The following is a 25,613-nucleotide window of genomic DNA, read 5'->3' as shown; positions in this document are numbered from 1 at the left end:
TTAGAAGCCAGTTAATCCCTGTGTAAAGGCTTGAATTACAGTGCTAATGTAAGACCAAAGTACAATAAATGTTACGATTCCAATGAAAACATTTGCGATAAGAAGTGTGTAAACAAGATCTAATCCGCCATTATCTAATTTTAATATGGCTACAATTATACTAATCCCTATATAAGTTGTAGCTAACGATAATAATATCGGTAAGAAAAAGATTAATAAGAAACTAAAAAGAAAAGTAAGAACTAATATAGCAATAACCGGCGTTGCTATCGTTCCCCATATGCCGAATACTTCAAGAAACGAAAAAGAGGATTTCATCATCTTACCACTTATAAAAATAATGAATCCAACAAACAAAGTTAAAATTAATAAAAAGAAAAATACCGTTACAGATTCTCCAAAAAATGTAGGAGTATATACTTCTGGCACTAGCGTTCTCGTAACAGCTGCACCAGCACTCATCATTCTATAAAAAATACATGCTCCTAAAAAACAAATAAGAACAAGACTGACAATTCCATTTCGCACTTCGACATTGCCACTTTGCATAATCGCTGTCGGTGCTTGAAATGCCTGTTTAAAAAACCGAAAATAGCCACTCGTAAACCGCTTTGCTTGCTCTACCGTTTCATTTGGACGAGTTTCCTTCGCTTGCTCTGCATGCGATGATTGCTGATTTTCTTCTTGGACACCACTTGCTACTACTTCTTCGGTTAACGAATGTCCACAATTCCCGCAAAACTTTGCTTCTACTGCATTTTCTGTATGACATGCTGGACATTTCACGCTCTCATCCCTCCTTAAGCATATATCTTATAGGATGTTACAAATTCAATATATGACTTTGGACATAAAACATGACTACAAGAAACAGATTATGAAATCCTGCTTTTGAAAGAAAATATATAGACTAGTAATCTAGAAAAATAATGCTATTATGAAACAGAGCAACTAAAGTGAAACTTTAAACAGATTGGATGAAAGGCAATGGAATTTGTAAACTCAATTTTTCAAATACTCCTTACAAGCGTGATCCAGTTATTTTCTTTAATTGGAGTCATCATTGTAATCGGATTTCTATTAGGTTATTTAGAATCTCTCACACGAATGTATTGGTCGAGGGCTTTCGGAAGAAAAGGATTTCTTTTGACTGCGTGGATTGGTGTTCCTATTCATGAACTTGGACATGCCATTATGTGCGTACTATTTCGTCATAAAATTGTAGCAACGCAGTTCTTCCCAACAGATACGAGCCAAGGTGCGTTAGGTTACGTACAACATCAATACAATCAAAAAAGTGTATATCAACGAATTGGGAATTTCTTCATTGGAATTGGCCCTATTATTTCTGGTATTACTGCATTAATCCTTTTCATGCGCTATTTCGTACCAGAGTCATATTTTTTATTTAATACAACTCTCGAAAAGACGATTGCATCTACTTCTATTACTTTAGAAATGGTTCAAAACATGCTCTTGTCGACGTTCGTATTATTGAAAAGCTTATTTACAATAAACAATTTATTGAACCCTTCCTTTTGGTTATTTTTATTTATCGCTATTTGTATTTCTGCACATATCGCTTTAAGTAAACCAGACATTAAAGGATCCATTGACGGTGTCATCGTCATGTTTATCGTATTGTTTTTATTTAATATAATAGCAGAACTTTTTCAGTACGACAGTAACCAACTCATTGGGAAAGTAATGAAATATAATATGTATCTCATTGCATTTTCTAGTGTGGCACTGCTGTTCTCTTGTATTTCTACACTTGTTAGTTTTGGGTTTTATAAAATAAGAGGAGGGCGTTCATTGTGAAATGCCCCCGTATTAAAAAAGCGCAACTAAGCAACCTGAGTTCTATATTTATATGGACTCAGGTTATTTAATTTTTTTTGAAATCTTTGATAGTTATACAAGTGCATATATTTGCGCACAGCAACTTTAACCTCATCAAACCTATTAATAATTTAAAACATATAAAACACCCCTTTTAGCTTTTTCTAAAAGGGGTGTTTTATTTACATATTTAATCCAGCTTTTAATACCCAATATTTATTTCCATTCATTGTGAGTGAGAATTCAATCCATCCGTTTGGATCTTCACGATAAATAAATACAGGTGTACCCGTTGCTAGTGTGCCTTGATCATTTTTCGTAACTGACTGACTTTTAATTGTACCATCAAATGGATATGGTACAACGTAATAGGAAGTAGCTAGTTTAACAGTTTTTGTCGTTCCTTGTGAGTATGTTTTATATGGAATATCACTTGATAGGGCGTCGACATTTAAAGAGTTTGGATTTTTAGGTAATTTTTTCGCATATACATAATCTTTTTTCTGGAAAGGTTTAATACGTTCCATTATTTTTACGATTTTAGCAGACCACTCTTGATCTGTTGAATACATGACATTCATGCCTTTTAATGTTGGTCCGTTAAAGTATGATCCGTTTTTTTCTAAGTACTTTTCTCTTACGTAGTTTGCGTTATAAGAAATACTATCACCGAAAGTTGGTAAATATTTCGCATACTTAAATGGATCAGCATCGTAAGCACGTAACCCGAATAGGTTATGTTTACGATATGCAATTTCAGATTTACCATATCCCGATTCTAAAATAGCGTGTGCAGCTAAATAAAGAGCATTGACACCATGTTTAGCTTGAGCTTCAACAAAGTCATTCCCATGTCCAATTAATGGGCTGTCTGGATGATATTTTTTAATATTAGCATCAATTTCTGCACCAGTCACATTTGAAGCGTACGTTAAATCAAGATCTAAATATGTGGTAGCAGTGATGTTATTTTCAGGAATCCAAGCACCGCTCTTGTCGAAATGGTACGTCGTTCCATTGATTGAAGCAGTTCCAGTTTGCATCATACCGTTGGATTGCAAATAATACCATGTATCGCCATCTTGTAGCCAGTCCGTCTTCATTGCACCATTATTTTGTAAATAGTACCAACTTCCATCCATAAATGACCAACCCGTTTTCATCGTACCGTTAGCATTCAAATAGTACCAAGCGCCGCCATTTGAAAGCCAACCCGTTTGCATTGCTCCACTAGCGTTTAAATAATACCACGTATTATTCACTTGCAGCCATCCGATTTTCATTGATCCATCATTTTGGAGGTAATAACGGTTGTTTCCATCTTGTAGCCAACCAATTTTCATTCCGCCACTTGAATTTAAGTAATACCACTTATTATTATCAAGAAGCCAGCCAGTTTGCATAGAACCATTAGAATTTAAATAATACCAAACTCCTTGATTTAATAGCCAACCCGTTTGCATTGCTCCGCTAGCGTTTAAATAATACCAAACTCCTTGATCTAATAGCCAGCCAGTTTGCATTGCTCCACTAGCGTTTAAATAATACCAAACCCCTTGATCAAACAGCCAGCCAGTTTGCATAATGCCGCTTGAATTTAAGTAATACCATTTATTATTATCAAGAAGCCAGCCTTTTTTTATAGTGCCATCTGGATTGAAGTAATACCATTTCCCATTTTGTTGGACCCATCCAGATTGTTTTACAGCATTTACATTTACAGTTGCTGTATTAGAAGTTGTTACAGTTTCAGCTAAACCTGTTATAGGAATAGAAATTATACTAGATGTTAAGACAATTGCTGCAGCTTTTTTAAACATTTCTTCCTAGTACTCCTTTTATTAATTTTTTAGTTTAATAGTTATCTAACTACTATTGTAACAAGGAAGAGGAAAAAAACAACTATAACATTGTAGGTATTTAATAGTATAATATTCAAATAATTGATATTGAGTTTTTAGGGGGAATTTATAAAATTCCTCATAAAAAATACAAACCTTTTTAATGAGGTTTGTATTTTTTATCTACTATTCAGTTATCTTGTCTTTGTCCATACACCGTTTGCATCTACCCAGTATTTGCTATCAACCCACGTATTTTTGCTCATTTTTCCAGTAGGTGGGAAGAAAGAATACCACTTACCATCTATCTCTTTCCAACCTGCTGCCCTTACTCCATTTTCATCAAAATAATACTTTTCACCCTCAAGAGAAATCCACCCTATTGCCATCGAAGCATCATTTTGCAAATAATAGCCCTTACCATTATTGAACACCGAACCTATTACCGCTTCACCTTTTGTATTAAAGTAGTACCATTTTCCACTATCTTGTAGCCACCCAGTTACTTTTACACCTTTCTGGTTTAAATAATACAGTTTACCGTTTTCTATTCTCCATCCTGTTTTTCCATTCTTCCAGTCAGACATCATTTCACCGTTTTCTTTAAAACCATACCATTTACCATCAATGAAATGTTTTCCTACTGCCATTGCACCATTAGAGTGTAAGTAATACCAATTTCGATCTTTTTGTAACCAACCGGTCACCATAGAACCACTAGCGTTTAGATAGTACCATGTATTATTTACTAATATCCAATCTGTCGCCATGGAGCCTTCTGCATTTAAGTAATACCAATGACCGTTTACTAACGCCCATCCTTTCATCATGGAGCCACTTTCTTTCAGGTAATACCACTTGCCATCTACTAGCGTCCAACCTGTTTTCATTGCTCCATCTGCACTTAAGTAATACCACTCACCATTTACTAACGTCCAACCTGTCACCATAGATCCGTTTTCTTTCAAGTAATACCACTTGCCATCTACTAGTACCCAACCTGTTACCATCATTCCGTTGTCATTCAAGTAGTATTGTTTTCCATTTTCCTTAAACCAACCTGTCACAAATTCCAATTTTTTCTCATCAAAATAATACCAGTGTCCTTGTGTTTCTCCATATTCCTTGAAATAATTCCAACCAACTACTGGCTCCAATAACGTAATGTTACCGCTGCTCAGTTCTTCCATGCTTTCTCTCTCTGAGCTATCTCGTGGCTCATGAACGTTAGAGTTATATGCTATTAAGCCCAAAACTCCTGAATGGATCATATCAATCTCCCAAGTTCCAACCTGCTCAAAATCAAAATAAGTATTTAATACACCTTCATACAAATCTGTTTCCGAATTATATTTTAAATTGACATACTCATAAACTTCTTCTTCCTCTTCATCTAAATAAGGAAGGATATACTTGATGCTTATATCAGAACCTATGCCATTTGGATTATTAACCTTGACGGTAACTTTCACTTTCATTTCATTACCAAAAGAAACCTCACTTGGCGTTACATGAACACTATCGATCCAATCACTCTTGTTTTCTGATTCTGCACCAACTTCTTTACTAAACACCACACTCATCATAACCATGACTACAAGCATCATCGCTTGCATCAAAATTTTCTGCCTCGTACCCATATATATGTAGCCTCCTGCATCCATAAAATTGTGACTTTCAGGGTGGAAAACAGACAAGTCTAGAATAATATAGTAAACTCCAAAACTATCTTACCATTCTTTTTTATTATCCATTAAAAACAGAACATCCGTTCAATCCCCTTACATAAATTAAAGGATAAGAATAAAAAAAACAAGATAGATTTTACTTGTAGAAACACTTTCATTTGTAATTACGAAAATATTCCTACAATTCCTCGTAAATCATTTACAGACTACCCCTATATCCCTTATATTAAAAGTAACCATATGCAAATACTACACAATGTGTAAAAATCACTTAATAAATCATACATGTGACAAAGGATTAGAAAGGACTTATAAAGAGTATAGTGACCATGAATTCTGATCCTATCAAAAACCTTTTATAAGTTATCATTTTCAATCATTATGAAAAATACCACTATTAATAATTCATGAACAGTTTCTATGCCTTCAATAGCGATCACCATACATAACAATTTCTTTATCATACATGTATCCCGCGTATCCAAATGGATTCTCTGCTGCGATACCTTTTGCGTCACTCTTTAATACGTTCCCCCATGCATCATATTCATAGTTTACGACAACTTGTCCATTTGGGTCTGTCATCGCTACTACGTCACCACTTGGGTTGTAGTGATAGAATAACGTTTGTCCTTGTGCTTTCATTGCTAGACGAACGCCGGCCATTGAGTATACATATTGACGAAGTACGTTTCCACTACCATCTGTCTCGTATAACGGATTAATGCTGTCACCGTCATAGAAGTAACGTGTGATTTGTCCATTTACTTCTTTTTCGAAACGAAAAGAGCTCGTTCATGTCGAACGAGCTCTTTTCATCAATTATTTTTCTTATAATTACAATTCTCAACCGGAACACGAGCATGCCCTTCTTCATCCGTACACCATGACTGCGACTGGAATGCAAGAAAGATACCGATCCATTCTTCTTCCTTTTCAAAATGAATGAGTATTCCTCCGTCTTGCCATATACCATCATCACCTTGCCATTTTTCTACATTTCCTTGATTCATATGAATATCATGTATACCGTTTCCTGGTTCAAAATGAAAGTAAGAATCGGGTGTATTTTCTTCTGGCCCCCATCTTTCACCGAACGCGTAAATAATCGCACTTTCTTCTATCGCTCGCTTTATATACCGCTCAATTTTTTCATTTAAATCATTATCAGCTCCTGCTTTTTCAGGTGGTAAAGGGATCATTTGATTTGAGTCAAATAGATTTCCTCTTACATAATCTAAAGCTACTTTCGGTTCATTGTTTTTTATTTCTGTAAAACCGAATGGTAATGTCGGTAAAATATGAATCGCCTCTGACCTAATATTGTTACTCGCAAAATATAAAACTTCCGACGGATAACTTTGCGATTTCACGTTAATTGCAATACGATAATCTACTCCTGCTTCGCCTTGTAAATGAACTTGATAATGAGGTGTTTTCCCTTTTCCAATCTTTGATTGTATAACTGTACCTTTTAACACACCGTAGTTTTTTAGGGGCATACATTTCATCTCCTATTCATTTAGTAGAAGCTTTTCCTATTTAAAATATTATCCAACTATACAGAAAACCCTCCTATATTAGGCGGATTTTTAATTTCTCAATATATACAAAAAGAAAACTTCCACTACTACAAGCAACACCGCACCAAAAATCATTAACGTCGTCTTCTTTAATAGTTCATTTTCACGATACGGGATATTACATAAATAAGCACCTAGTGTAATGCGTGATGGACAAGCGATTGTCGCCACTGACGATGCGGTGTTTTGAAGTGTTGTGACGTATTGCCACGGGAGTGCTACGTTTTGTGCTGTTTGCATTTGTAGTTTTATAAACATCGCATTTGATCCTGCGTTACTACCTGTTAAGAAACCACCGATACCACCGATGAACGGAGCAACGAAAACGAAAAAGGTGCCAAATGTTTCACCAGCTGTTTTTGCGAGTAATGAATGCATACCAGATGCACCCATTAGTTCTGAAATGGCGATAAACATCGTCGTCGTAATCGCAAAAGGAATCCATTGTTTTATCGTTTGCAAGAGTGATTGTTTCATAATATGAGATGGAATGCGGAAGAAAATAATTGTAAATAAACAAGTCATGCCGAGCCAAAAACCTGGTGAATATAGCATTTCTAATTTGTAAGAATATGATTTTAAATCAAGGACTGCATAAGATCTGAACAAATCATGTAATGGTGGAACGAGGCGAGAAAGTAAAATACAAACTGTTAAGAAGATATAAGGGCTAATAATTTTTATAATGGATACTTCTCTCTCCGTTGCCGCAGCATGTTCTGTTATAAAGGTTTGCTCATTTTTCCCTTTTAGTTTAATGATAAGAAAGCCAAATGCAATGGTAACGATAGAACTTAATATACCTGCTAGTTCAACACTTACGTATGCGTTAGAAAGATAGATTCCGAGAGAAAATAATAGAAAGAATCCTATCCCTTCCTTCCACTTTTCTATAACTGCCTGAAAGCCACCGACAACGTATAAAGAAAGGATGATAAAGTATGCGAAAATCGGTATGCTTAATAATGCTGTATTTGTACCAAGAGTTGTGAGTGGCATATTAATAAGCTGCGAACCGATAATCGTACCAGTTGCCATTGCGCCCCATGAACTTGCAAGTAGACCGATAAACGAAAGTAGCACAGCTTGAAACGGTTTATAACCGAGAGAAAGAAAAATAGGAGCTGCAACCATAAAACCAATACCGAATCCACTTACTGATTCAATTAGTGGACAAATACCAAAGCACATAAGAAGCATTTGTAATAAGCGATCATGAGTAACTTCTTCTAGAAAACGAGCTACTTGATCGATGTACCCCATTTTGTTCATGAGGTGAAATAAAAAAATACCGAAAAATAAAACGTACCCGACAATAAAACAAATTAACCAACCTTTAATCGTTGCATGCACAGTTTCACTTATCCTTAATTGAAACGTTGGAGAGAATAAAACGATTCCAACAGACACCGCATAAGAAATTAATGAGGACCTTAATGACGTTTGTTTAAATAAAAATAAACAAATGAAAATCATCATAATTGGGATAAGTGCCAACAACATGGCCATGTTATCATCTCATTTCGTTAAAAATACAATTTTTAACTATTATATAACAGATGTGATATTTTTCAATTGTTTTTACAACAGAATCAAAAAGAAGCCGTTTGGCTCCTTTTTGATTCACTCCCATTTTCTATTATCCTCAAAAACCGTCTGCTGTCCAATTATTTTTCCTAACACAACAAACACAATGTAAGCACATATCGCTTGCAGTACAATATTCCCAAGTTTCATTAATGAAAATGAATAAATCCATTGAAATAATTCATTTAATAATACAATCGAAACGATACTAAATAGTTCTATACTAATTGAAAATGTACATACTTCTAAAATAGATTGCTCTTGAATCCGATTTAAGTTGGAAAAGATGAATACATACCCTACAAATAGAGCCATCAACTCTATTTTCGTCATGCTAATAAGCCAAGCGTACAGTGGTACAGTTAAAAGAAGATATAGTAGTTTACGTCTTAGCATGCTTTCTCACCCTCTAAATTATATGTATTTTCTGTATATTTTAACATTTATTACGCAAAACAAAAAGAAGAGACTTACGCCTCTTCTTTTTGTTTTGTTGCCTGTATTAATTCACATATTTCTTCTCGTTTTTCATTTTCTAACAGCTCAATAACTTTACTTCCAACGACAACTCCGTCACATATTGTAATCATTTCTTCTACATGTCCCTTTGTTGAAATACCGAACCCTGCCACTACCGGTAAATGAGTATGTGATTTTACTTTTTCTAAGTAACTATGAATTTCCTCTTTAAAGTTTTGACGCACTCCCGTTACACCTGCTACTGTAACTGCGTAAACGAATCCTTCTGATTCACTCGTAATTTTTTCAATTCTTTCAATAGGACTCGTTACGGTAACGAGTGGAATGAGCGCAATGTTTGCCTCTCGAAGTAACGGGGCAATAATATTTTGTTCTTCATACGGTAAGTCTGGAACGATAATACCGTCCACACCTGCCTCTAAGCTTCTCTCAATGAATTGTTCTTTTCCGAATGCGAGTACTGGATTTACATATGTCATGAGTACAAATGGAATTTGCACTTCTTTCCTTACTTCTGCTAACGCTTGAAAAATGCCTTTTACTGTTACGCCGCTATCTAGCGCTCGTTTCCCTGCTCTTTGAATCGTTGGACCATCTGCGACTGGATCTGAAAACGGAATACCAATTTCAACGATGCTTGCTCCTGCTTCGTCTAGAAAACGAATTCTTTCTTTTAACTTTTCAAGTCCACCATCTCCGCCCATTACGTACGGAATAAATGCTTTCTTACCATTTTCAAATACTGCTTTAATTTTTTCTACTCCCATTTTTTACACCTCTTCCATATAACGTTTTATACTCTCTACATCTTTATCGCCGCGGCCAGATAAACAAATGACAAGTCCTTCGTCTTGCTTCATTTTCGGAGCTAGTTTTAAAGCGTACGCGACAGCATGTGAACTTTCTAACGCTGGGATAATCCCTTCTTTTTTCGTTAATAATTGAAATGCTTCTAACGCTTCATCGTCTGTAATGGAATGGTACGAAACGCGTCCAATATCTTTTAGTAAACTATGTTCTGGCCCAACACCTGGGTAATCAAGTCCTGCTGAAATAGAGTGTGCTTCTTGAATTTGTCCTTCTTCATTTTGCAGAAGGTACATCATCGATCCGTGTAAAACACCAACGCTTCCTTTCGTTAAAGTCGCTGCGTGCTGTTCTGTATGAACGCCTTTCCCTGCTGCTTCTACGCCGTAAAGAGCGACTTCTTCATCGTGTACGAACGGATAAAACATGCCCATCGCATTACTACCACCGCCAATACAAGCAACGACTGCTTCTGGTAACTTTCCTTCTAACGCCTCATATTGTTTTTTCGTTTCTTTCCCAATTACACTTTGGAAATCACGGACAATTTGCGGGAATGGATGTGGCCCGAGAACAGATCCCATAATGTAGTGCGTATCATGCACATGTGAAACCCAGTAACGAAGCGCCTCATTCACCGCATCTTTTAATGTTCCGCTACCTGCCGCTACACTTTCTACTTTCGCTCCGAGTAATTCCATTCGAAACACATTTAATTTTTGACGTCTCACATCTTCTTCCCCCATAAAGATGACACATTCTAATCCAAGTAGGGCACATACAGTAGCTGTTGCAACTCCGTGTTGTCCAGCCCCTGTTTCAGCGACAACTTTTTTCTTGCCCATTCGTACTGCAAGAAGTGCCTGACCGATTGTATTGTTAATTTTATGAGCTCCTGTATGGTTCAAATCTTCACGTTTTAAATAAATCTTTGCACCGCCGCAATACTTCGTCATATTTTCAGCGAAATAAAGCGGTGTTTCTCTTCCGACGTACGTTGTTAAATAATGATTTAATTCCTTTTGAAACACTTCATCTTGCATCGCTACTTTATATGCTTCTTCTAGTTCTAATACAGATTGCATTAACGTTTCTGGAACGTATCGTCCTCCGTATATACCGTAGTGGCCTTTTTCATCTGGATATGCGTAGTTCATTTGGAACACTCCTTCGCTTTTTTAATAAATTGTTTTATTTTCTTTAAATCTTTCTTTCCTTCTGTCTCCACTCCGCTACTTACATCGACCATATACGGCTGAATAGTTCCAATCGCTTCTTCTATATTAAGAGCGTTTAATCCACCAGCTAATATCGTTTTCTCTCGCAACTCTTTTGGCATATGCTCAAGTAGTGCCCATGAAAATTTCTTTCCATTTCCTCCGTGAAACTTTTCTTTCGGGCTATCAAACAATATATAATCCGTTTCATATGTTTGAGCGTTTTCCATATCAGCCTCTGAAGTTACTCCTAGCGCTTTTATAGACGGAATATTCAATCTTCTAATTTGATGATTATCTTCATCCCCATGTAGTTGCACATGCGTTAACCCGCATTCATCTGCAATTTTCTGGATCTCTTCTACTGATTCATTTACGAAAACACCGATTTTTAATACGTTTGCTGGAATCTCCTGAATGATTTCTTTCGCTAGCCTTGGAGTGATTTTCCGCTTACTTTCTGCAAAAACAAATCCGAGTGCATCAGCTCCGTATTCACAAGCACGTTTTGCCGTTTCAACATCAGTGATGCCGCAAATTTTCACTTTCATATGTTCACCTTACAATCTTCAAAAAAGGTACGAATAGAAGATGATGTCATGAGTGCTTCTCCAACTAATACACCTTTCGCTCCAGCTCGTTTGACACGAATAATATCTTCTTTTGAATGAATCCCGCTTTCACTAATCCAAAGTAATTTCTCCTCGTTTAATCGTTTTCCAAGTTTTTCTGTTTGGCTTAAATCGACTTCGAATGTTTTTAAATTACGGTTGTTAATACCGATAACGTGCGGATTTAATTGGATTGCAATTTCTAATTCCTGTTCATCATGAACCTCAACGATCGCTTCTAATCCTTTTTCTAGTACGTAGCTATAAAGCTCTTTTAACTTTTCTTTCGTTAACGCCGCTACGATTAATAAAATAAGATCTGCACCAGCTTCATACGCCCTATCAATTTGGATTTTATCGATTATAAAATCTTTGCATAAAAGCGGAATGTTACTTTCTGCTCTTGCAGTTTGTAAATCGGGAAACGATCCTTTAAAAAATTGACTGTCTGTTAAAACCGAAACTGCTCCTGCACCGCATTCTTCATAAGTTTTCACTTGTTTTCGTACATCAACGTGTACATTAATATCTCCTTTTGATGGTGATGCTCGCTTTACTTCTGCAATGACAGTAAATTGCTCTAAAGCTTTTACGAGTGAGTATGTTTTTCTTTTTGCATTACCTGGTGTATATGTTTCATATAGCTCCGCAACTTCTTTTTTCTTCTGCTCTACAATTTTGTCTAAAATCGTCCCCACCTTAATTCACCCTTTCTAATTTTTCGTTGCTTGCTGTAATTAATAAGTTTAGTTTGGCTAATGCTTTTCCAGAGTCAATGCTATGTGTCGCTAGTTTAATTCCCTCTTCAATCGTTTCCGCTTTTCCGTTTGCGAAAAGAGCGAGCCCCGCATTTAATAAAACGGTATCGCGGTAAACACTCTTTTCTCCATTTAATACGCCGAGCGTAATCTTTGCATTTTCTTTTGAATTCCCGCCTCTAATTTCTTCATTTTTCACTCTTGAAAAACCATACTTTTCTGGATCGATACTCATTTCTACTATTTCATTATCTTTTAAAAGGACTACATGATTTTCCCCTTGTAATGACGCTTCATCTAAAAAACCACTTCCATTTACGACAAGCGCTTGTTTCCGGCCTAACTTTTGTAATACTTGTGCAACTGGTAATAACATATCTCGTTTATAAATACCGACAAATTGTGTTTCTAAATTCACTGGATTTGTTAAAGGACCAATTAAATTAAAGATCGTCGGCACGTTTAACTCTTTTCTTATTTTCATAATGCGTCTTAATGCTGGGTGCATCGCTGGTGCGAATAAGAAAGCGATACCGACACGCTCTAGTAAATAATCAATTTCGCTTGGCGTACTGCTAATATTTACACCGAGTTCTTCTAATAAATCCGCACTTCCTGTTTTACTAGAAACAGCACGATTACCATGCTTTGCCACCTTTACACCTGCTCCTGCTAGTACGAATGCCGATGTTGTACTTACATTGAACGTTTGGGCACCGTCACCACCTGTTCCGCAATTGTCCATCGCGCCTTCTATATGGTTTGAAAACGGCAATGCTTTTTCACGAAGAGCACGAACGAGGCCATATATTTCTTCTGCTGTTTCACCTTTCGCTTTCAGTAATACTAAGAAAGCTGCTACTTCACTTTCCAATATGTTGTCACTTAATAAAAGAAGTCCCGCTTCATACATTTCTTCTTCTGTTAAATGTTGTCCCTCCACTAATTTACGAAGATAGGTATTCATACTCTCTCCTCCTCTTTTACTTCTCCTAAAAAAGCACGTATTAACTTTCCGCCTTCTTCTGTTGCGATTGATTCTGGATGAAACTGTAACCCGAAAAGCGGATAATAATTATGACGAACCGCCATTATTTCTCCATCATCCATAGCAGTTGCTAACACATCAAAACATTGTGGTAAACTCGTTTGCTCTGCAACAAGTGAATGGTAGCGCATCGCTGTTAGTGGCTGCGTCACGTACGAAAAGATTGACGTTCCGTTATGTTTCACACGCGATGTTTTTCCGTGTTTAATGTGCTCCGCTCTTACAATTTCTCCTCCAAATGCCGATATAATTGCCTGATGGCCGAGACAAATCCCTAATATGGGAACGTTCTTATAGAAATGACGAATAACTTCGATACAAATACCAGCATCTTCTGGTTTTCCTGGTCCTGGTGAAAGCACAATTCCTTTTGGATTCATCTCTTCTAACTGTTCTATCGTTATTTGATCATTTCTTACGACTACAATTTCTTCTTCGTATTCGCCTAATAGTTGGTACAAGTTATATGTGAACGAATCGTAATTATCGATGAGTACAATCATTTCATTACCTCCAAAAGCGCCCTCGCTTTATTTAACGTTTCTTCATATTCAGCTACCGGATCTGAATCGTAGACGATACCTGCTCCTGCCTGAACATATGCTTTTTCATCTTTTACAACCATCGTTCGAATGGCGAGCGCCATATCAAGATTTCCTGAGAATGAAATATATCCAACAGCTCCGGCATATACATTTCTTTTTTCATGCTCTAACGTATTGATAATTTCCATCGCTCTAATTTTCGGAGCTCCCGAAACCGTCCCCGCTGGTAAACAATACGCTAATGCGTCAAATCCGCTCATTCGTTTTCGCAATGTTCCGTAAACTTCAGATACAATGTGCATGACGTGAGAATATTTTTCTACTTTCATATATTTATCTATCGTCACAGATCCAATTTCACTCACTCTGCCAATATCGTTTCGTCCAAGATCCACAAGCATCATATGCTCTGCTCGTTCTTTCTCGTTTTCTAACAGTTCTTTTTCAATTTCCGCATCTTCCTGCTTTGTTTTCCCTCTCGGTCTCGTACCCGCAATTGGATTTGTCATCACTTTATCGTCTCTAACTGATAACAAGCTTTCTGGTGAAGAACCGAGTACAACATAATCTTGAAAATCGATATAAAACATATATGGTGATGGATTCGCAATGCGAAGCTTGCGGTATAAAGCGAAAGGATCACCTTTACACTCGCTTTGCAAACGCTGAGATAGTACGACTTGGAATATGTCCCCTGCTCGTATATGCTCTTTCGCCGTTTCTACCATCATGCAAAACTCTTTTTCCGTTATAGAAGAAGTGAATGATAATGTTGATTGTATTTCCTTTACTTCCGCTTCTTCTCCTTTTAGCACTTCTTCTTTGTATACTTGCAACCTTTCGTATACTTCTTCATAATCTGCTGAATCATCTTGCCCGCATACATATACAAACGACAACTTTTGGCGTAAATGATCGTAAACGATAAACTCACGATATAGTAAAAGGTGTACTTCTGGAATATTTAATGGATCGTGTAAATCTGCTCCAATGTTTTCATACTGCCGAATGACGTCATACCCTATATAACCAACTGCTCCTCCGCAAAATGGGAATGGGCTCTCTACTTGCGATGATGCAATTACCCCTTCTAACACTTGCAGTACGTTACCTTGCAACTTTTCTGTTTGCCCATGTGTCGTTCGTTCGACTTCCATACCAATGCTTTTCACTTCTCCATACGGATTACAACCTAAGTAAGAATAGCGCCCTTTATCTTGATGAAGCTGTGAGCTCTCTAATAAAAACTTCTTCTTCCCTGTCATACGTCTATATAAAGAAATTGGCGTAATGCTATCTCCTTCTTCTTCAGCGATTACTAAAAATGTTTTTCCTTGTTCTTTTTGCTTCATAAATTCCTCTTTTGTCATCATGCCTTTCACCTCACTCTGAAAAATAAAAAAGTCCCCTACATATCGAAATATGTAGAGGACGATAAATTTACCGTGGTACCACCTCATGTTGGACGCAAAAGCATCCCGCTTTATTCAGGTACAAAAATACATACCTTATCCTTGTAACGGCGGAACCCGGGTTGCCTACTGAATAAAATTGTTCAGCATACCTCTCGTAAGCCCATTCCGTATATGGCACCGTACCGGGCTCCCACCTGTCCCCGACTCTCTAAAACGTCTCCAATATACGTACTCTTCTTACTTAAACGATTTAACATATTTAATTTTTTGTACACAAAAAAGGAGTACTCATCCTATAGAAAGGACGGGTACTCCCGTGGTGCCACCTTAATTCGTTACGAATGTAACGCACTTTACCGTATCAAAAACAATACGTGTCTCTTGTATCGATGAGATCATGTCGCCAAAGCCTACTTCTTTCGTTTCGGTTTGGAAGCTCCGAAGCCCATTCCACATCAATCCCATACTGATTCGCACCAACCATCAGCTCTCTGACATGTTCATCATGTGTACTCTTCTTCATCAACGCTTGCATTTTTTTAAGTTGCACTCATTATAGACTTAATTTTTTTCACAAGTCAATACTTTTTTCGAAAAAAATATTTTTCCCTTCTTTCAATATTATATTGACAAAACAACGTGTTTTTATGTAAATATAATAAATACTCTATTAAAATTAAGGTTTTTTGCTAGAAAGTCATATATCCCAAAAGTAAAGAGCTGTCAAAAAACGCTTAAATTTCAGAAAATTCGTATTTGCGCATGGATTTTTCTGAATAATCATGATAGATTATAAAGTGAAACTTTAATCAGTGGGGGTTTTGTTCATCCCCGATTGATTATTAGCCTTCACCAATCGGGCATTTACGGGCAGTTGATCTCCCACCTAACTTCCTTGCCCAGTCAATTTTAACTTGTGGGAGTTTTACCGCCCGTTAATGCGGGATAAATATGCAAAATGCATCAAAAGACATGACAAAAGGAAGGGGAACTACATGAGTACGCAGATGTTAACTTTAACTTCTATCTCTATTTACATGCTCGGGATGTTAGTAATCGGCTATTTCGCCTACAAACGAACATCCAACTTAACAGATTATATGCTTGGCGGTCGTACACTAGGCCCCGCAGTAACAGCATTAAGTGCTGGAGCATCCGATATGAGTGGCTGGCTTTTAATGGGATTACCCGGTGCAATGTTTAGCGTTGGATTAAGTAGTAGTTGGATTGCAATTGGCCTAACACTAGGCGCATACGCAAACTGGCTATATGTCGCTCCTCGCTTACGTACCTACTCTGAAATTGCAAACAACTCTATTACTATCCCAGAATTTTTGGAACACCGTTTCCACGACAAATCTCACATGCTACGCTTAGTATCCGGACTTGTTATTATGATTTTCTTTACTTTCTATGTAGCTTCAGGGTTAGTTTCAGGCGCTGTATTATTTGAAAATTCATTTGGTATGAACTATCATATTGGATTATTCATTGTAGCAAGCGTCGTTGTAGCTTACACATTATTTGGTGGTTTCTTAGCAGTAAGTTGGACAGACTTCGTGCAAGGAATCATTATGGTAGTTGCTCTTATTCTTGTTCCTATCGTAACAATTATGAATGCAAACGGACTTGGACCTGCATTTGATACAATTCGCTCTGTAGATCCAACACGTTTAGATATTTTTAAAGGTGCCTCCACTTTAGGAATGATTTCTTTATTCGCATGGGGCCTTGGTTATGTTGGACAACCTCATATTATCGTACGCTTTATGGCAATTTCTTCTGTAAAAGAACTGAAAAGCGCACGAAGAATTGGTATGAGCTGGATGATTTTCTCTGTTGTCGGAGCTATGTTTACTGGTCTTATCGGTATTGCCTACTATTCACAACAAGAGTTGACATTATCTAACCCAGAGACAATTTTCCTTGAGCTTGGAAAAATTTTATTCCATCCACTTATTACTGGATTTTTATTAGCTGCGATTTTAGCTGCAATTATGAGTACAATTTCATCTCAACTTCTCGTTACTTCAAGTGCTGTAACAGAAGACTTATATCGTACCTTCTTTAAACGCTCTGCTTCTGATAAAGAGCTTGTATTTGTCGGTCGTATGGCTGTTCTTGGTATCGCATTAGTTGGGTGCGCATTAGCGTTTAAACAAAATGATACGATTTTAGCTCTTGTTGGATACGCTTGGGCTGGATTTGGTTCTTCATTTGGACCAGCTATTTTATTAAGTCTATATTGGAAACGCATGACGAAATGGGGCGCACTTGCTGGTATGATTTCTGGTGCCGCTACTGTTATAATATGGACTCAATTTAAATTCTTAACAAACTTCTTATATGAAATGATTCCTGGTTTCACAATTAGTTTACTAGCAATCGTAATCGTTAGTTTACTAACACAACCTTCAAAAGAAGTTGAAGAGCAATTTGAGAATTTCGAAAAACAACATAGTGATAGTCTATAAAAAAGAAATCTCTGCTGTTATCGTAACAGCAGAGATTTTTTTACAGTTCGACAATCTTCTTCTCAAATTTAACAAATTCTTTATGTTTCGTTAAATTTAACATAACACTACTCCTTTATAGTATTAGTATTAGCACTTATACAGAAAGGGGACTCCAACATGTTAGCAGCTTTCCAGCAACAACATATAAGAAAATTTTCACCTATTACAAATACTTCTGCTTCTCGTTTAAACATTCAACCTAATCCACCCAAAATTTCAATCGCTCCTTCTGTTATTTCCGTTATCGGTATTCATATGCAAAAAAATAAGTTGAAAATAAAAACTGGACAAAGTGCGGATTTATCAGCTTCCGTTTTGCCAATGCAAGCAGCAAATAAAGAACTTATTTGGACAAATATGAATTCTGACATCATTACCATATATCCAAAAGGAGATACGGTAACGATTACTGGAAAAAGTGCAGGAAGAGCAGTCGTAATTGTTACAACTGCTGAAGGAAAATTTCGTGACCTATGCGTCATTCATGTACAACCTTATATGACAAACCCAAAGTAAAAGAGTGGCTACGAAGCCACTCTTTTACTTTATTACAATGTGGGGATTTTTACTTTTTACGAGATTGATGAATTGTTCTTTATCTTTAAGAAAAATAATCTCTGTTTTATGTACGCCGTAAACAATTTCAAGTCGATCGAATGATAATGCGTGAGCTGCTATTGGGTTTTTCGTATTTAAAATTTGTTTTATATCTCGTATAAATATACATTTTTTACGAGACCTGATCTAATAGTAATTGTTTCTTCCCCGACGATATATTTTGTTGAAAACCAACTCCAAATAAATACTATTGCCAATGGAATTGTAAAAAACAAAAGAAAATATTCTCTCCCTGCAAATATCGGAGCAAAACAGGCGCCTAAAATAATGAAAAAAATTGAATATAACCATGCGTCTTTTTTTGATGGAAATTCCACTACACTCCCCCCTTCTTCACCTAAATTTCTACAAAACAAAAAGAGAAGTATCCTAACTTCTCTTTTCTCCGCTAACATTATAATTCCTGTGTATACACTGGCTCGTTCACCACATTTTTTGCTGTTCTTTTTTGTTGCTGCAGTAAGAAAACAGATACACCAAACAATACGAGCATGCTGCCGATAATTTGCATTGCGTTTAATTTTTCTCCAAGTAAGAAGAACGCTAGTATAGACGCCCCAACTGGTTCTCCTAAAATACTCATTGAAATTGTTGTTGCATTTACGTAGTTTAATAACCAATTATTAATGACATGTGACACTGTCGGTACAATCGCAAGTAAAAGAAAAATAGTCCAGTCCCACTTCGTATAACCTGTAAAAGGTACTTGCAGCACGATATTATAAATCCCCATAAAAATACCTGCGAATGCAAAAACTGTAAAGCTATAAATCCAGTGTGAGACTTTCTTTACTGTCGTTTGCCCGATAAATAAATAACCGACAACCGCTATTACACTTAAAAAGGATAATATATCTCCATAAATTGCTTGTTTACTTAAACCTAAATCTCCCCAACCAATACACATTACACCTAATATAGCGATACCCATCGTTGCAATGGCTGAGTAGGTTGTTCTTTCTTTAAATAGAAAAAAACCTCCAACTAAAGACACGATCGGTTGAAGTGCTAAAATAATTGTCGAGCTAGCAACTGTTGTATGCTTTAAAGACTCAAACCATAAAAGAAAATGTAGCGCTAAAAAGAATCCAGATCCAATTAAAAATCCCCAATCTTTTATTTGAATCTTCTGGAACTCTTCCCGCTTCTTCCAAACGATAGGCAGCATAATAAGTACAATAATCCATAAACGATACATACTTAAGATGGAAGATGGTGCTGAGGACATCTTTACAAAAACTGCTGCGAATGAAATAGCTATAATGGAAATGGCTAACGGTAGTGCAATTGATCTTTCTTGTTTCAAATTCTGTCTCCCCTCTCACCTGTCAAAAATCCCACTTCATTATATCCGTTTTCTTTCCTAACTTAAATACTAATTTTTTAGATTCTTCGTACCATTATGGTAAAATAGAAATTAAGGCACCTATTAGTGAATCGTTCTTTCATTTTCACTATAAGCGTCGCCCTTACAATCATTACAGTAAACTTTTATTTAGGGGGATCTACATGAATCAAACAATAGGGAGAATTGAGGAAATTTCATTTTATAGCGCATCACTTCAAGAAGATGTTACGCTTTTAGTTTACTTACCAGTAAATTACACGCCACTGCACAAACATACAGTTGTAATTGCACAAGATGGTAGAGATTATTTTCAGCTCGGTAAAGCACACCGTGTAATTGAAAGCCTTCGTGAAACTGAAGAAATTGACCGCACAATTATTGTCGGTATTCCATATAAAAACGTACACGATCGTAAGGAAAAATATTTCCCAAGCGATGTAAAGAATGCTGCTTATATTCGTTTCCTTGCTCACGAGCTTGCTCCATATATCGATGAAAATTATCCAACGTATCAAATGGGTAAAGGTCGCGTTTTAATTGGAGATTCTCTTGGCGGTACAGTTTCCTTTATGACTGCACTTATGTATCCGCATACATTCGGTAAAGTCGTTATGCAATCACCATTTGTTGACGAAACAGTAATGAACTTAGCAAAAGAATTCAAAGATCCACAGGCTTTAGAACTTTATCACGTCATTGGTACAGAAGAAACAGCTGTAAAGCGCACTGATGGACAAGTATCTGATTTCGTAGAACCGAACCGTGAGCTTAATACTCTTCTTACAGATAGAAATTTCATCACGCATTACGAAGAGTTTGAAGGTAATCACACGTGGAAGTATTGGCAGGCTGACTTACCGAAAGCCTTCTCTCATATTCTATCAATGAAATAATAGAGAGCAGTGTTCAGAATAATTTGATATAATAGATAAAGAGATTTATTTTTCTCAAAATCTAACTAGACTTACAAAGGGAGGAATTGGAACATGAAATTAGGCATTGTAATTTTTCCATCTAAAATGATTCAAGATAAAGCGAACGGATTGCGTAAGCGTTATGATCCGCACTACGCATTAGTTCCGCCACATATTACATTGAAAACACCCTTTGAGACGCAAGATGAACAATTAGAATCGATTGTAAACGAGCTACATACAATCGCAAATAAAACGAACCCTTTCACCCTTCATGTCGGAAAAGTTGGTTCATTCGCACCTGTTAATAATGTTCTTTATTTTAAAGTAGAAAAAACACCTGAACTTACTTTCTTAAATGAAGAAATGCATAGCGGATTATTCACGCAAGAACGCGAATACGCTTTCGTACCTCATTTAACAATCGGACAAGGTTTATCAGATGCAGAGCATGCTGATGTATTAGGTCGATTACGTATGAAAGATTTCTATTATGAACAACCAATTGATCGCTTCCATCTTCTATATCAATTAGAAAACGGAACATGGACTGTACACGAAACATTCCACCTTGGAAAGGGGAACAACTAATTTGCACGCACAGATCGTACAAACAGACGAACAACTAAGAGATGCATTCTCTGTACGTAAGCAAGTATTCGTGAATGAACAACGCGTTTCTGCTGAAGAAGAGTATGATGAGTTTGAAGAAACATCAACACACGTTGTTATATATGATAATGATGTTCCAGTTGGTGCTGGTCGTTTTCGCACCATTGATGGAATAGGAAAAATGGAACGCATTTGCGTACTAGCTTCCCATCGTAAAAAAGGCATTGGAAAAATTGTAATGGATGCACTTGAAGCATATGCAAAAAAAAACTCGCTACCAAAATTGAAACTTCATGCCCAAACACATGCTGAAGATTTCTATAAAAAACTTGGATACGTAACGAGTTCTGATGTATTTATGGAAGCAAATATTCCTCACATCGTTATGATAAAAGAATTGTAATTTGAAAACAGGAGGTAGCCCCTCCTGTTTTTTACATTGCTATTTTCTTTTTCTTCCGCTAAAGTTAAATGTTGATGCTATAGTTTTGAAGGTGAATATATGACACAAGAAAAATTTTCACAAAAATCGTTAACACACGCTGATATTCCGCGTGCCACATATCATATTCCGAAAACATCTACCCATTTAATTATGGAAGAAGATGCAGATGCGGCGTATTTCCGCGCTCTCGAACAGCAAAATGTTTTTCTAAACGAAAAACAATTAGAAGCTGTGCGAACGACAGAAGGTCCTGTTCTTACATTGGCTGGTGCCGGAAGCGGAAAAACATCTGTTTTAACAACCCGCGTTGGTTATTTAGTAAATGTAAAACAAGTTCATCCACGGAATATTTTATTGCTTACATTTACACAAAAAGCGGCTGAAGAAATCCGAAGTCGTGTAGCAAATTTACCAGGTATGAATCGTGCCGCAAGTAGCTATGTTGTTGCTGGTACATTCCACTCTGTCTTTTTAAAATTGCTTCGTAGCCAAGGATATAATCAGCAAATTTTAGCAAATGAAAAACATAAACAAATTATGATAAAGAAAATTTTAAAAGAATTACGTTTAAAAGACGGTTATGATGCGGAAACGATGCTCGCTATGATTTCCCTTGAAAAAAACAACTTAAATCGTCCGAAAGATGTAAAAGCGAAAACACCAGTTGAACAAGAGTTTAAAGAAGTATACGAACGTTTTGAAGAGGTAAAACAACGATATAATTATATCGATTTCGATGACATCTTATTAGAAACATATTATATGTTAGAAAATAACGCTCCCTTACTTACTCAATTACAGCAACGTTTTCACTATATTGAAGTAGATGAGTTCCAAGATACATCTTATGCACAATATGAAATTGTAAAATTGTTAGCCACGCCAAGAAATAATTTATTTATCGCAGGTGATGATGATCAAGCGATCTATGGCTGGCGAGGAGCAAGTCATCAAATTATTTTATCTTTCCCAAAGGAATTTGATAATACAACGATTATCGCGCTTAATACGAATTATCGATCCAATCCATTTATCGTTGGACTTGGAAATGAAGTTATCAAACTAAATCAAGAGCGTTTTGATAAAGAGCTATATTCTGTTCGTGAAGAAGGTGTACAACCATTTTACGCACGACCAGCTACAACTCTTGATGAAGCAAATCAAATTTTACAGCTCATTCAAGAAAAAGTAGATAGTGGCGAACGAAACTATAAAGATTTTTGTTTACTTTATCGCACACATTCTGTAAGCCGTTCGTTACTTGATCAGCTTACAATTCATAAAATCCCGTTTATTAAACACGGTGCGAGTCAATCCTTTTACGAGCACTCTTTAATTAGACCTGTATTAGATCATTTACGACTCGTGATTGAACCGTTTCGCCTAGAATCTCTTTCTAACATATTACCAACTATGTATATCGGCCGAGATGAGTGCATTTCCTTTATTGAACGTGAGCAATGGAAATATGGTGAAGGTCGTTTCCCTTCTCTTCTTCATTTCTTATTATTAAATCCGAGTTTGAAACCTTTTCAAGTAAAAAAGGTAAATGAGCGCATTGATTTTATTAAATTTATAAAAGAATTAGAACCGAAAAAAGCATTAAAAGAAATTATTCATGGTAAAGGAAAATATTTAGAGTACTTACAAAGTAACGATCGTTCTTCCTTTACGATGCATAAAGACATCCAAGAAGAAATGTTAGAAGAATTAATGGAGTCTGCAACTCGTTTCACCGATATTCCAGCTTACTTACAATTTATTGAAGAGGCGATTCAAGGTCAAAAAGAAATGGAAGCATTAAAAACAATGCCTCAAAAAGATGCCGTTTCGCTTATGTCCATTCATAATGCAAAAGGCCTTGAGTTTCCATGCGTCTTTTTACTTGGAGCGAGCGATGGTATTTTGCCGCATACTTCTTCTTTAAAAGACGCAAATGACCGTGTAACGGAAACTTCTGAAGCACTAGAGGAAGAACGACGATTACTCTATGTCGCAATTACACGTGCGAAAGAAGAACTTTACATTTCTTCTCCGCAATTTTTCAGAGGAAAGAAATTAGACATATCTCGTTTTTTATATACTACAAGAAAAGACATCCACTAAATAAGGATGTCTTTTCTCGTACTCCCCCTCCTATTCAAATTACCTGCTTTTATCATAAGAATTAACGTAATATCAACCATATCCCGTTCATATTGTAATAGTGTATGTCAGAACTCACGATAAGGAGTGAACATAATGAGCTGCAATTGCAACGAAGATAATCATCACCATGATTTTGATTTCAACTGTGTATCTAATGTTGTTCGTTTTATACATGAATTACAAGAATGCGCAACCACTACATGTGGATCTGGTTGCGAAGTTCCATTTTTAGGAGCACATAACACTGCATCAGTAGCGAATACACGTCCTTTTATTTTATACACAAAGGCTGGAGAACCTTTTGAAGCATTTGCACCATCAGGAAGCCTTGTTAGCTGTAGAACTCCAATTTTCCGCGTTGAAAGCATCGATGATGATGATTGTGCTGTGTTACGTGCATTAGCTGTAGTATTAGGTGATGGCTCCTCTGTACCACCTGGTGACGATCCAATTTGTACGTTTTTAAATGTACCAAATGCAAGGCTAGTATCAACCCCTGCTTGTCTTACGGTTGATTTAAGTTGCTTCTGTGCTATTCAATGCTTACGTGATGTTACGATTTAAAACTAAATAACGATTTAAGCATGGATTGGGTGGCAGAAAATTCTGCCACCCAATCCATGCTTAAAAGGTATTATTATGTATTTTTTATAAAATTGGGAACTTGTCTAGAACATAGAACCTGTCCTTTTCATTAACTGAAAGTAGAAACAGATAAAGGAGTGAAAAACATGTTCTCTTCTGATTGCGAATTTACTAAGATTGATTGCGAAGCGAAACCAGCTAGTACACTACCTGCCTTCGGTTTTGCTTTCAACGCTTCTGCACCTCAGTTCGCTTCACTATTTACACCATTACTATTACCTAGCGTAAGTCCAAACCCAAATATTACTGTTCCTGTAATAAATGATACAGTAAGTGTCGGAGATGGTATTCGAATTCTACGAGCTGGTATTTATCAAATTAGTTATACATTAACAATTAGTCTTGATAACGTTCCTACGGCACCAGAAGCTGGTCGTTTCTTCTTATCATTAGGTACGCCGGCTAACATTATTCCTGGATCAGGTACAGCGGTTCGTTCTAACGTTATTGGTACTGGTGAAGTAGACGTATCTAGTGGTGTTATTCTTATTAACTTAAACCCTGGTGACTTAATTCAAATTGTACCAGTTGAATTGATTGGAACTGTAGACGTCCGTGCGGCAGCATTAACAGTTGCACAAATTAGCTAGTAAAAAGCGGTATTTCTAAAACAGGAATACCGCTTTTTTATATTTATAATAAAAAACACTCACAGTAACATGAGTGTTTCATTCTTCATATTGTTTTATTTTGTTCTTCTTTTTCCCGCAATTACATCCCTTTTTCTTCACAAAGCCTTGTTGTTGCAATTGTTCCTGATATGCCTGTTGTTGCGCTTGGTGTTGTTGCTGTATGTGATACCACTGCTGCAGGTCATATGAATTTTGCCTTTGATTACTGCTCACAGCAAACATCTCCTCTACTGTCAATTCTGTCTATTCACTATATGAACAACTCCTTATTTCCGTTCCCTCATTCTTTTAAACTCCGCTTTTTCTTGATGTT

General features: G+C 36.5%; 25 protein-coding genes, 2 pseudogenes and 2 other annotated features. Of the genes and pseudogenes, 9 read left to right on the top strand and 18 right to left on the bottom strand.

Going from position 1 to position 25,613, the window contains the following annotated elements; translation table 11 throughout:
• Complete coding sequence (locus tag JDS81_RS14905; protein ID WP_000650065.1) at positions 1-786, bottom strand: zinc ribbon domain-containing protein; 786 nt, start codon at positions 784-786, stop codon at positions 1-3.
• Between the two features lie 201 nt (positions 787-987).
• On the opposite strand from JDS81_RS14905, the gene JDS81_RS14900 reads away from it, so the two are divergent.
• Positions 988-1,821 carry a hypothetical protein gene (locus tag JDS81_RS14900; protein WP_000397501.1) on the top strand — a complete coding sequence of 278 codons (834 nt, stop codon included), beginning with the start codon at positions 988-990 and terminating at the stop codon, positions 1,819-1,821.
• Positions 1,822-1,847: 26 nt separating this feature from the next.
• On the opposite strand, the gene JDS81_RS31070 is transcribed toward JDS81_RS14900, so the two are convergent.
• The 14 genes and pseudogenes from JDS81_RS31070 to trpE form a co-directional block, all read right to left on the bottom strand.
• The gene (locus tag JDS81_RS31070; RefSeq protein WP_225989269.1) at positions 1,848-1,970 is read right to left on the bottom strand and encodes an IS3 family transposase; all 123 of its coding nucleotides are present in this window, start codon (positions 1,968-1,970) and stop codon (positions 1,848-1,850) included.
• A gap of 54 nt (positions 1,971-2,024) precedes the next feature.
• The gene (locus JDS81_RS14890) at positions 2,025-3,662 is read right to left on the bottom strand and encodes a glucosaminidase domain-containing protein (protein ID WP_097953236.1); all 1,638 of its coding nucleotides are present in this window, start codon (positions 3,660-3,662) and stop codon (positions 2,025-2,027) included.
• Between the two features lie 215 nt (positions 3,663-3,877).
• Positions 3,878-5,323, bottom strand: a complete 1,446-nt coding sequence (locus JDS81_RS14885; RefSeq protein ID WP_000537249.1) for a hypothetical protein — start codon at positions 5,321-5,323, stop codon at positions 3,878-3,880.
• A gap of 489 nt (positions 5,324-5,812) precedes the next feature.
• Positions 5,813-6,154: pseudogene (locus JDS81_RS14880) on the bottom strand (RHS repeat-associated core domain-containing protein); the annotation flags it as partial.
• A 35-nt stretch (positions 6,155-6,189) separates the two neighbouring features.
• Complete coding sequence (locus JDS81_RS14875) at positions 6,190-6,873, bottom strand: DUF2278 family protein (RefSeq protein WP_001128598.1); 684 nt, start codon at positions 6,871-6,873, stop codon at positions 6,190-6,192.
• 90 nt (positions 6,874-6,963) lie between these two features.
• The gene (locus JDS81_RS14870) at positions 6,964-8,463 is read right to left on the bottom strand and encodes an L-lactate permease (protein ID WP_097953235.1); all 1,500 of its coding nucleotides are present in this window, start codon (positions 8,461-8,463) and stop codon (positions 6,964-6,966) included.
• Between the two features lie 114 nt (positions 8,464-8,577).
• Entirely contained in the window at positions 8,578-8,937 is a 360-nt protein-coding gene (locus tag JDS81_RS14865) for a DUF4029 domain-containing protein (protein ID WP_097953234.1), read from the bottom strand.
• A 74-nt stretch (positions 8,938-9,011) separates the two neighbouring features.
• Entirely contained in the window at positions 9,012-9,788 is a 777-nt protein-coding gene (trpA, locus tag JDS81_RS14860) for a tryptophan synthase subunit alpha (protein WP_097953233.1), read from the bottom strand.
• 3 nt (positions 9,789-9,791) lie between these two features.
• Positions 9,792-10,985 carry a tryptophan synthase subunit beta gene (gene trpB, locus JDS81_RS14855; RefSeq protein WP_097953232.1) on the bottom strand — a complete coding sequence of 398 codons (1,194 nt, stop codon included), beginning with the start codon at positions 10,983-10,985 and terminating at the stop codon, positions 9,792-9,794.
• On the bottom strand, positions 10,982-11,596 hold the full coding sequence (locus JDS81_RS14850; RefSeq protein ID WP_097953231.1) for a phosphoribosylanthranilate isomerase: 615 nt from the start codon (positions 11,594-11,596) through the stop codon (positions 10,982-10,984). The genes trpB and JDS81_RS14850 overlap by 4 nt, the downstream gene beginning before the upstream one ends.
• Positions 11,593-12,354: an indole-3-glycerol phosphate synthase TrpC gene (gene trpC, locus JDS81_RS14845; protein ID WP_097953230.1), complete on the bottom strand. Its 762-nt coding sequence runs from the start codon at positions 12,352-12,354 to the stop codon at positions 11,593-11,595. Before trpC ends, JDS81_RS14850 begins: the two co-directional genes overlap by 4 nt.
• A gap of 1 nt (position 12,355) precedes the next feature.
• A complete protein-coding gene (gene trpD / locus JDS81_RS14840) occupies positions 12,356-13,381 on the bottom strand; it encodes an anthranilate phosphoribosyltransferase (protein ID WP_097953229.1) in 1,026 nt (341 codons plus the stop codon).
• The gene (locus JDS81_RS14835; protein ID WP_097953228.1) at positions 13,378-13,965 is read right to left on the bottom strand and encodes an aminodeoxychorismate/anthranilate synthase component II; all 588 of its coding nucleotides are present in this window, start codon (positions 13,963-13,965) and stop codon (positions 13,378-13,380) included. Before JDS81_RS14835 ends, trpD begins: the two co-directional genes overlap by 4 nt.
• Positions 13,962-15,380 carry an anthranilate synthase component I gene (trpE, locus tag JDS81_RS14830; RefSeq protein ID WP_002109560.1) on the bottom strand — a complete coding sequence of 473 codons (1,419 nt, stop codon included), beginning with the start codon at positions 15,378-15,380 and terminating at the stop codon, positions 13,962-13,964. Before trpE ends, JDS81_RS14835 begins: the two co-directional genes overlap by 4 nt.
• 51 nt (positions 15,381-15,431) lie before the next feature.
• Positions 15,432-15,677, bottom strand: a binding site (T-box leader).
• 42 nt (positions 15,678-15,719) lie between these two features.
• Positions 15,720-15,957: a binding site (T-box leader), on the bottom strand.
• A 460-nt stretch (positions 15,958-16,417) separates the two neighbouring features.
• On the opposite strand from trpE, the gene putP reads away from it, so the two are divergent.
• Together putP and JDS81_RS14820 are read left to right on the top strand one after the other, a co-directional pair.
• A complete protein-coding gene (gene putP, locus JDS81_RS14825; protein WP_000107200.1) occupies positions 16,418-17,896 on the top strand; it encodes a sodium/proline symporter PutP in 1,479 nt (492 codons plus the stop codon).
• Positions 17,897-18,055: 159 nt separating this feature from the next.
• The gene (locus JDS81_RS14820; RefSeq protein WP_000878713.1) at positions 18,056-18,454 is read left to right on the top strand and encodes an Ig-like domain-containing protein; all 399 of its coding nucleotides are present in this window, start codon (positions 18,056-18,058) and stop codon (positions 18,452-18,454) included.
• A 24-nt stretch (positions 18,455-18,478) separates the two neighbouring features.
• On the opposite strand, the pseudogene JDS81_RS14815 reads toward JDS81_RS14820, so the two are convergent.
• Positions 18,479-18,873, bottom strand: a pseudogene (locus JDS81_RS14815) (PH domain-containing protein).
• Between the two features lie 77 nt (positions 18,874-18,950).
• Positions 18,951-19,862 (bottom strand): DMT family transporter, encoded by a 912-nt coding sequence (locus JDS81_RS14810; RefSeq protein WP_000808238.1) that lies wholly within the window; start codon positions 19,860-19,862, stop codon positions 18,951-18,953.
• Between the two features lie 203 nt (positions 19,863-20,065).
• Here JDS81_RS14810 and JDS81_RS14805 point away from each other — a divergent pair, with 203 nt between their 5' ends.
• The 6 genes from JDS81_RS14805 (at position 20,066) to exsF (ending at position 25,258) form a co-directional block, all read left to right on the top strand.
• Complete coding sequence (locus JDS81_RS14805) at positions 20,066-20,797, top strand: alpha/beta hydrolase (protein ID WP_001076855.1); 732 nt, start codon at positions 20,066-20,068, stop codon at positions 20,795-20,797.
• A gap of 93 nt (positions 20,798-20,890) precedes the next feature.
• Positions 20,891-21,409, top strand: a complete 519-nt coding sequence (locus JDS81_RS14800; RefSeq protein WP_000765873.1) for a YjcG family protein — start codon at positions 20,891-20,893, stop codon at positions 21,407-21,409.
• 1 nt (position 21,410) lies between these two features.
• Entirely contained in the window at positions 21,411-21,833 is a 423-nt protein-coding gene (locus tag JDS81_RS14795) for a GNAT family N-acetyltransferase (RefSeq protein ID WP_000543300.1), read from the top strand.
• Between the two features lie 99 nt (positions 21,834-21,932).
• The gene (locus JDS81_RS14790) at positions 21,933-23,981 is read left to right on the top strand and encodes an ATP-dependent helicase (protein WP_097953227.1); all 2,049 of its coding nucleotides are present in this window, start codon (positions 21,933-21,935) and stop codon (positions 23,979-23,981) included.
• 135 nt (positions 23,982-24,116) lie between these two features.
• Positions 24,117-24,587: a spore coat protein CotY gene (gene cotY / locus JDS81_RS14785; RefSeq protein ID WP_001277720.1), complete on the top strand. Its 471-nt coding sequence runs from the start codon at positions 24,117-24,119 to the stop codon at positions 24,585-24,587.
• 167 nt (positions 24,588-24,754) lie between these two features.
• Positions 24,755-25,258 (top strand): exosporium protein ExsF, encoded by a 504-nt coding sequence (gene exsF / locus JDS81_RS14780; RefSeq protein ID WP_000492940.1) that lies wholly within the window; start codon positions 24,755-24,757, stop codon positions 25,256-25,258.
• 78 nt (positions 25,259-25,336) lie between these two features.
• On the opposite strand, the gene JDS81_RS14775 is transcribed toward exsF, so the two are convergent.
• Positions 25,337-25,522 (bottom strand): hypothetical protein, encoded by a 186-nt coding sequence (locus JDS81_RS14775; protein ID WP_033657318.1) that lies wholly within the window; start codon positions 25,520-25,522, stop codon positions 25,337-25,339.
• Positions 25,523-25,613: the final 91 nt, after the last annotated feature.

This window comes from Bacillus cereus group sp. N31 (assembly GCF_016483245.1).
GTDB lineage: Bacteria > Bacillota > Bacilli > Bacillales > Bacillaceae_G > Bacillus_A > Bacillus_A toyonensis.
This window is presented reverse-complemented; position numbering and strand designations above follow the sequence as displayed.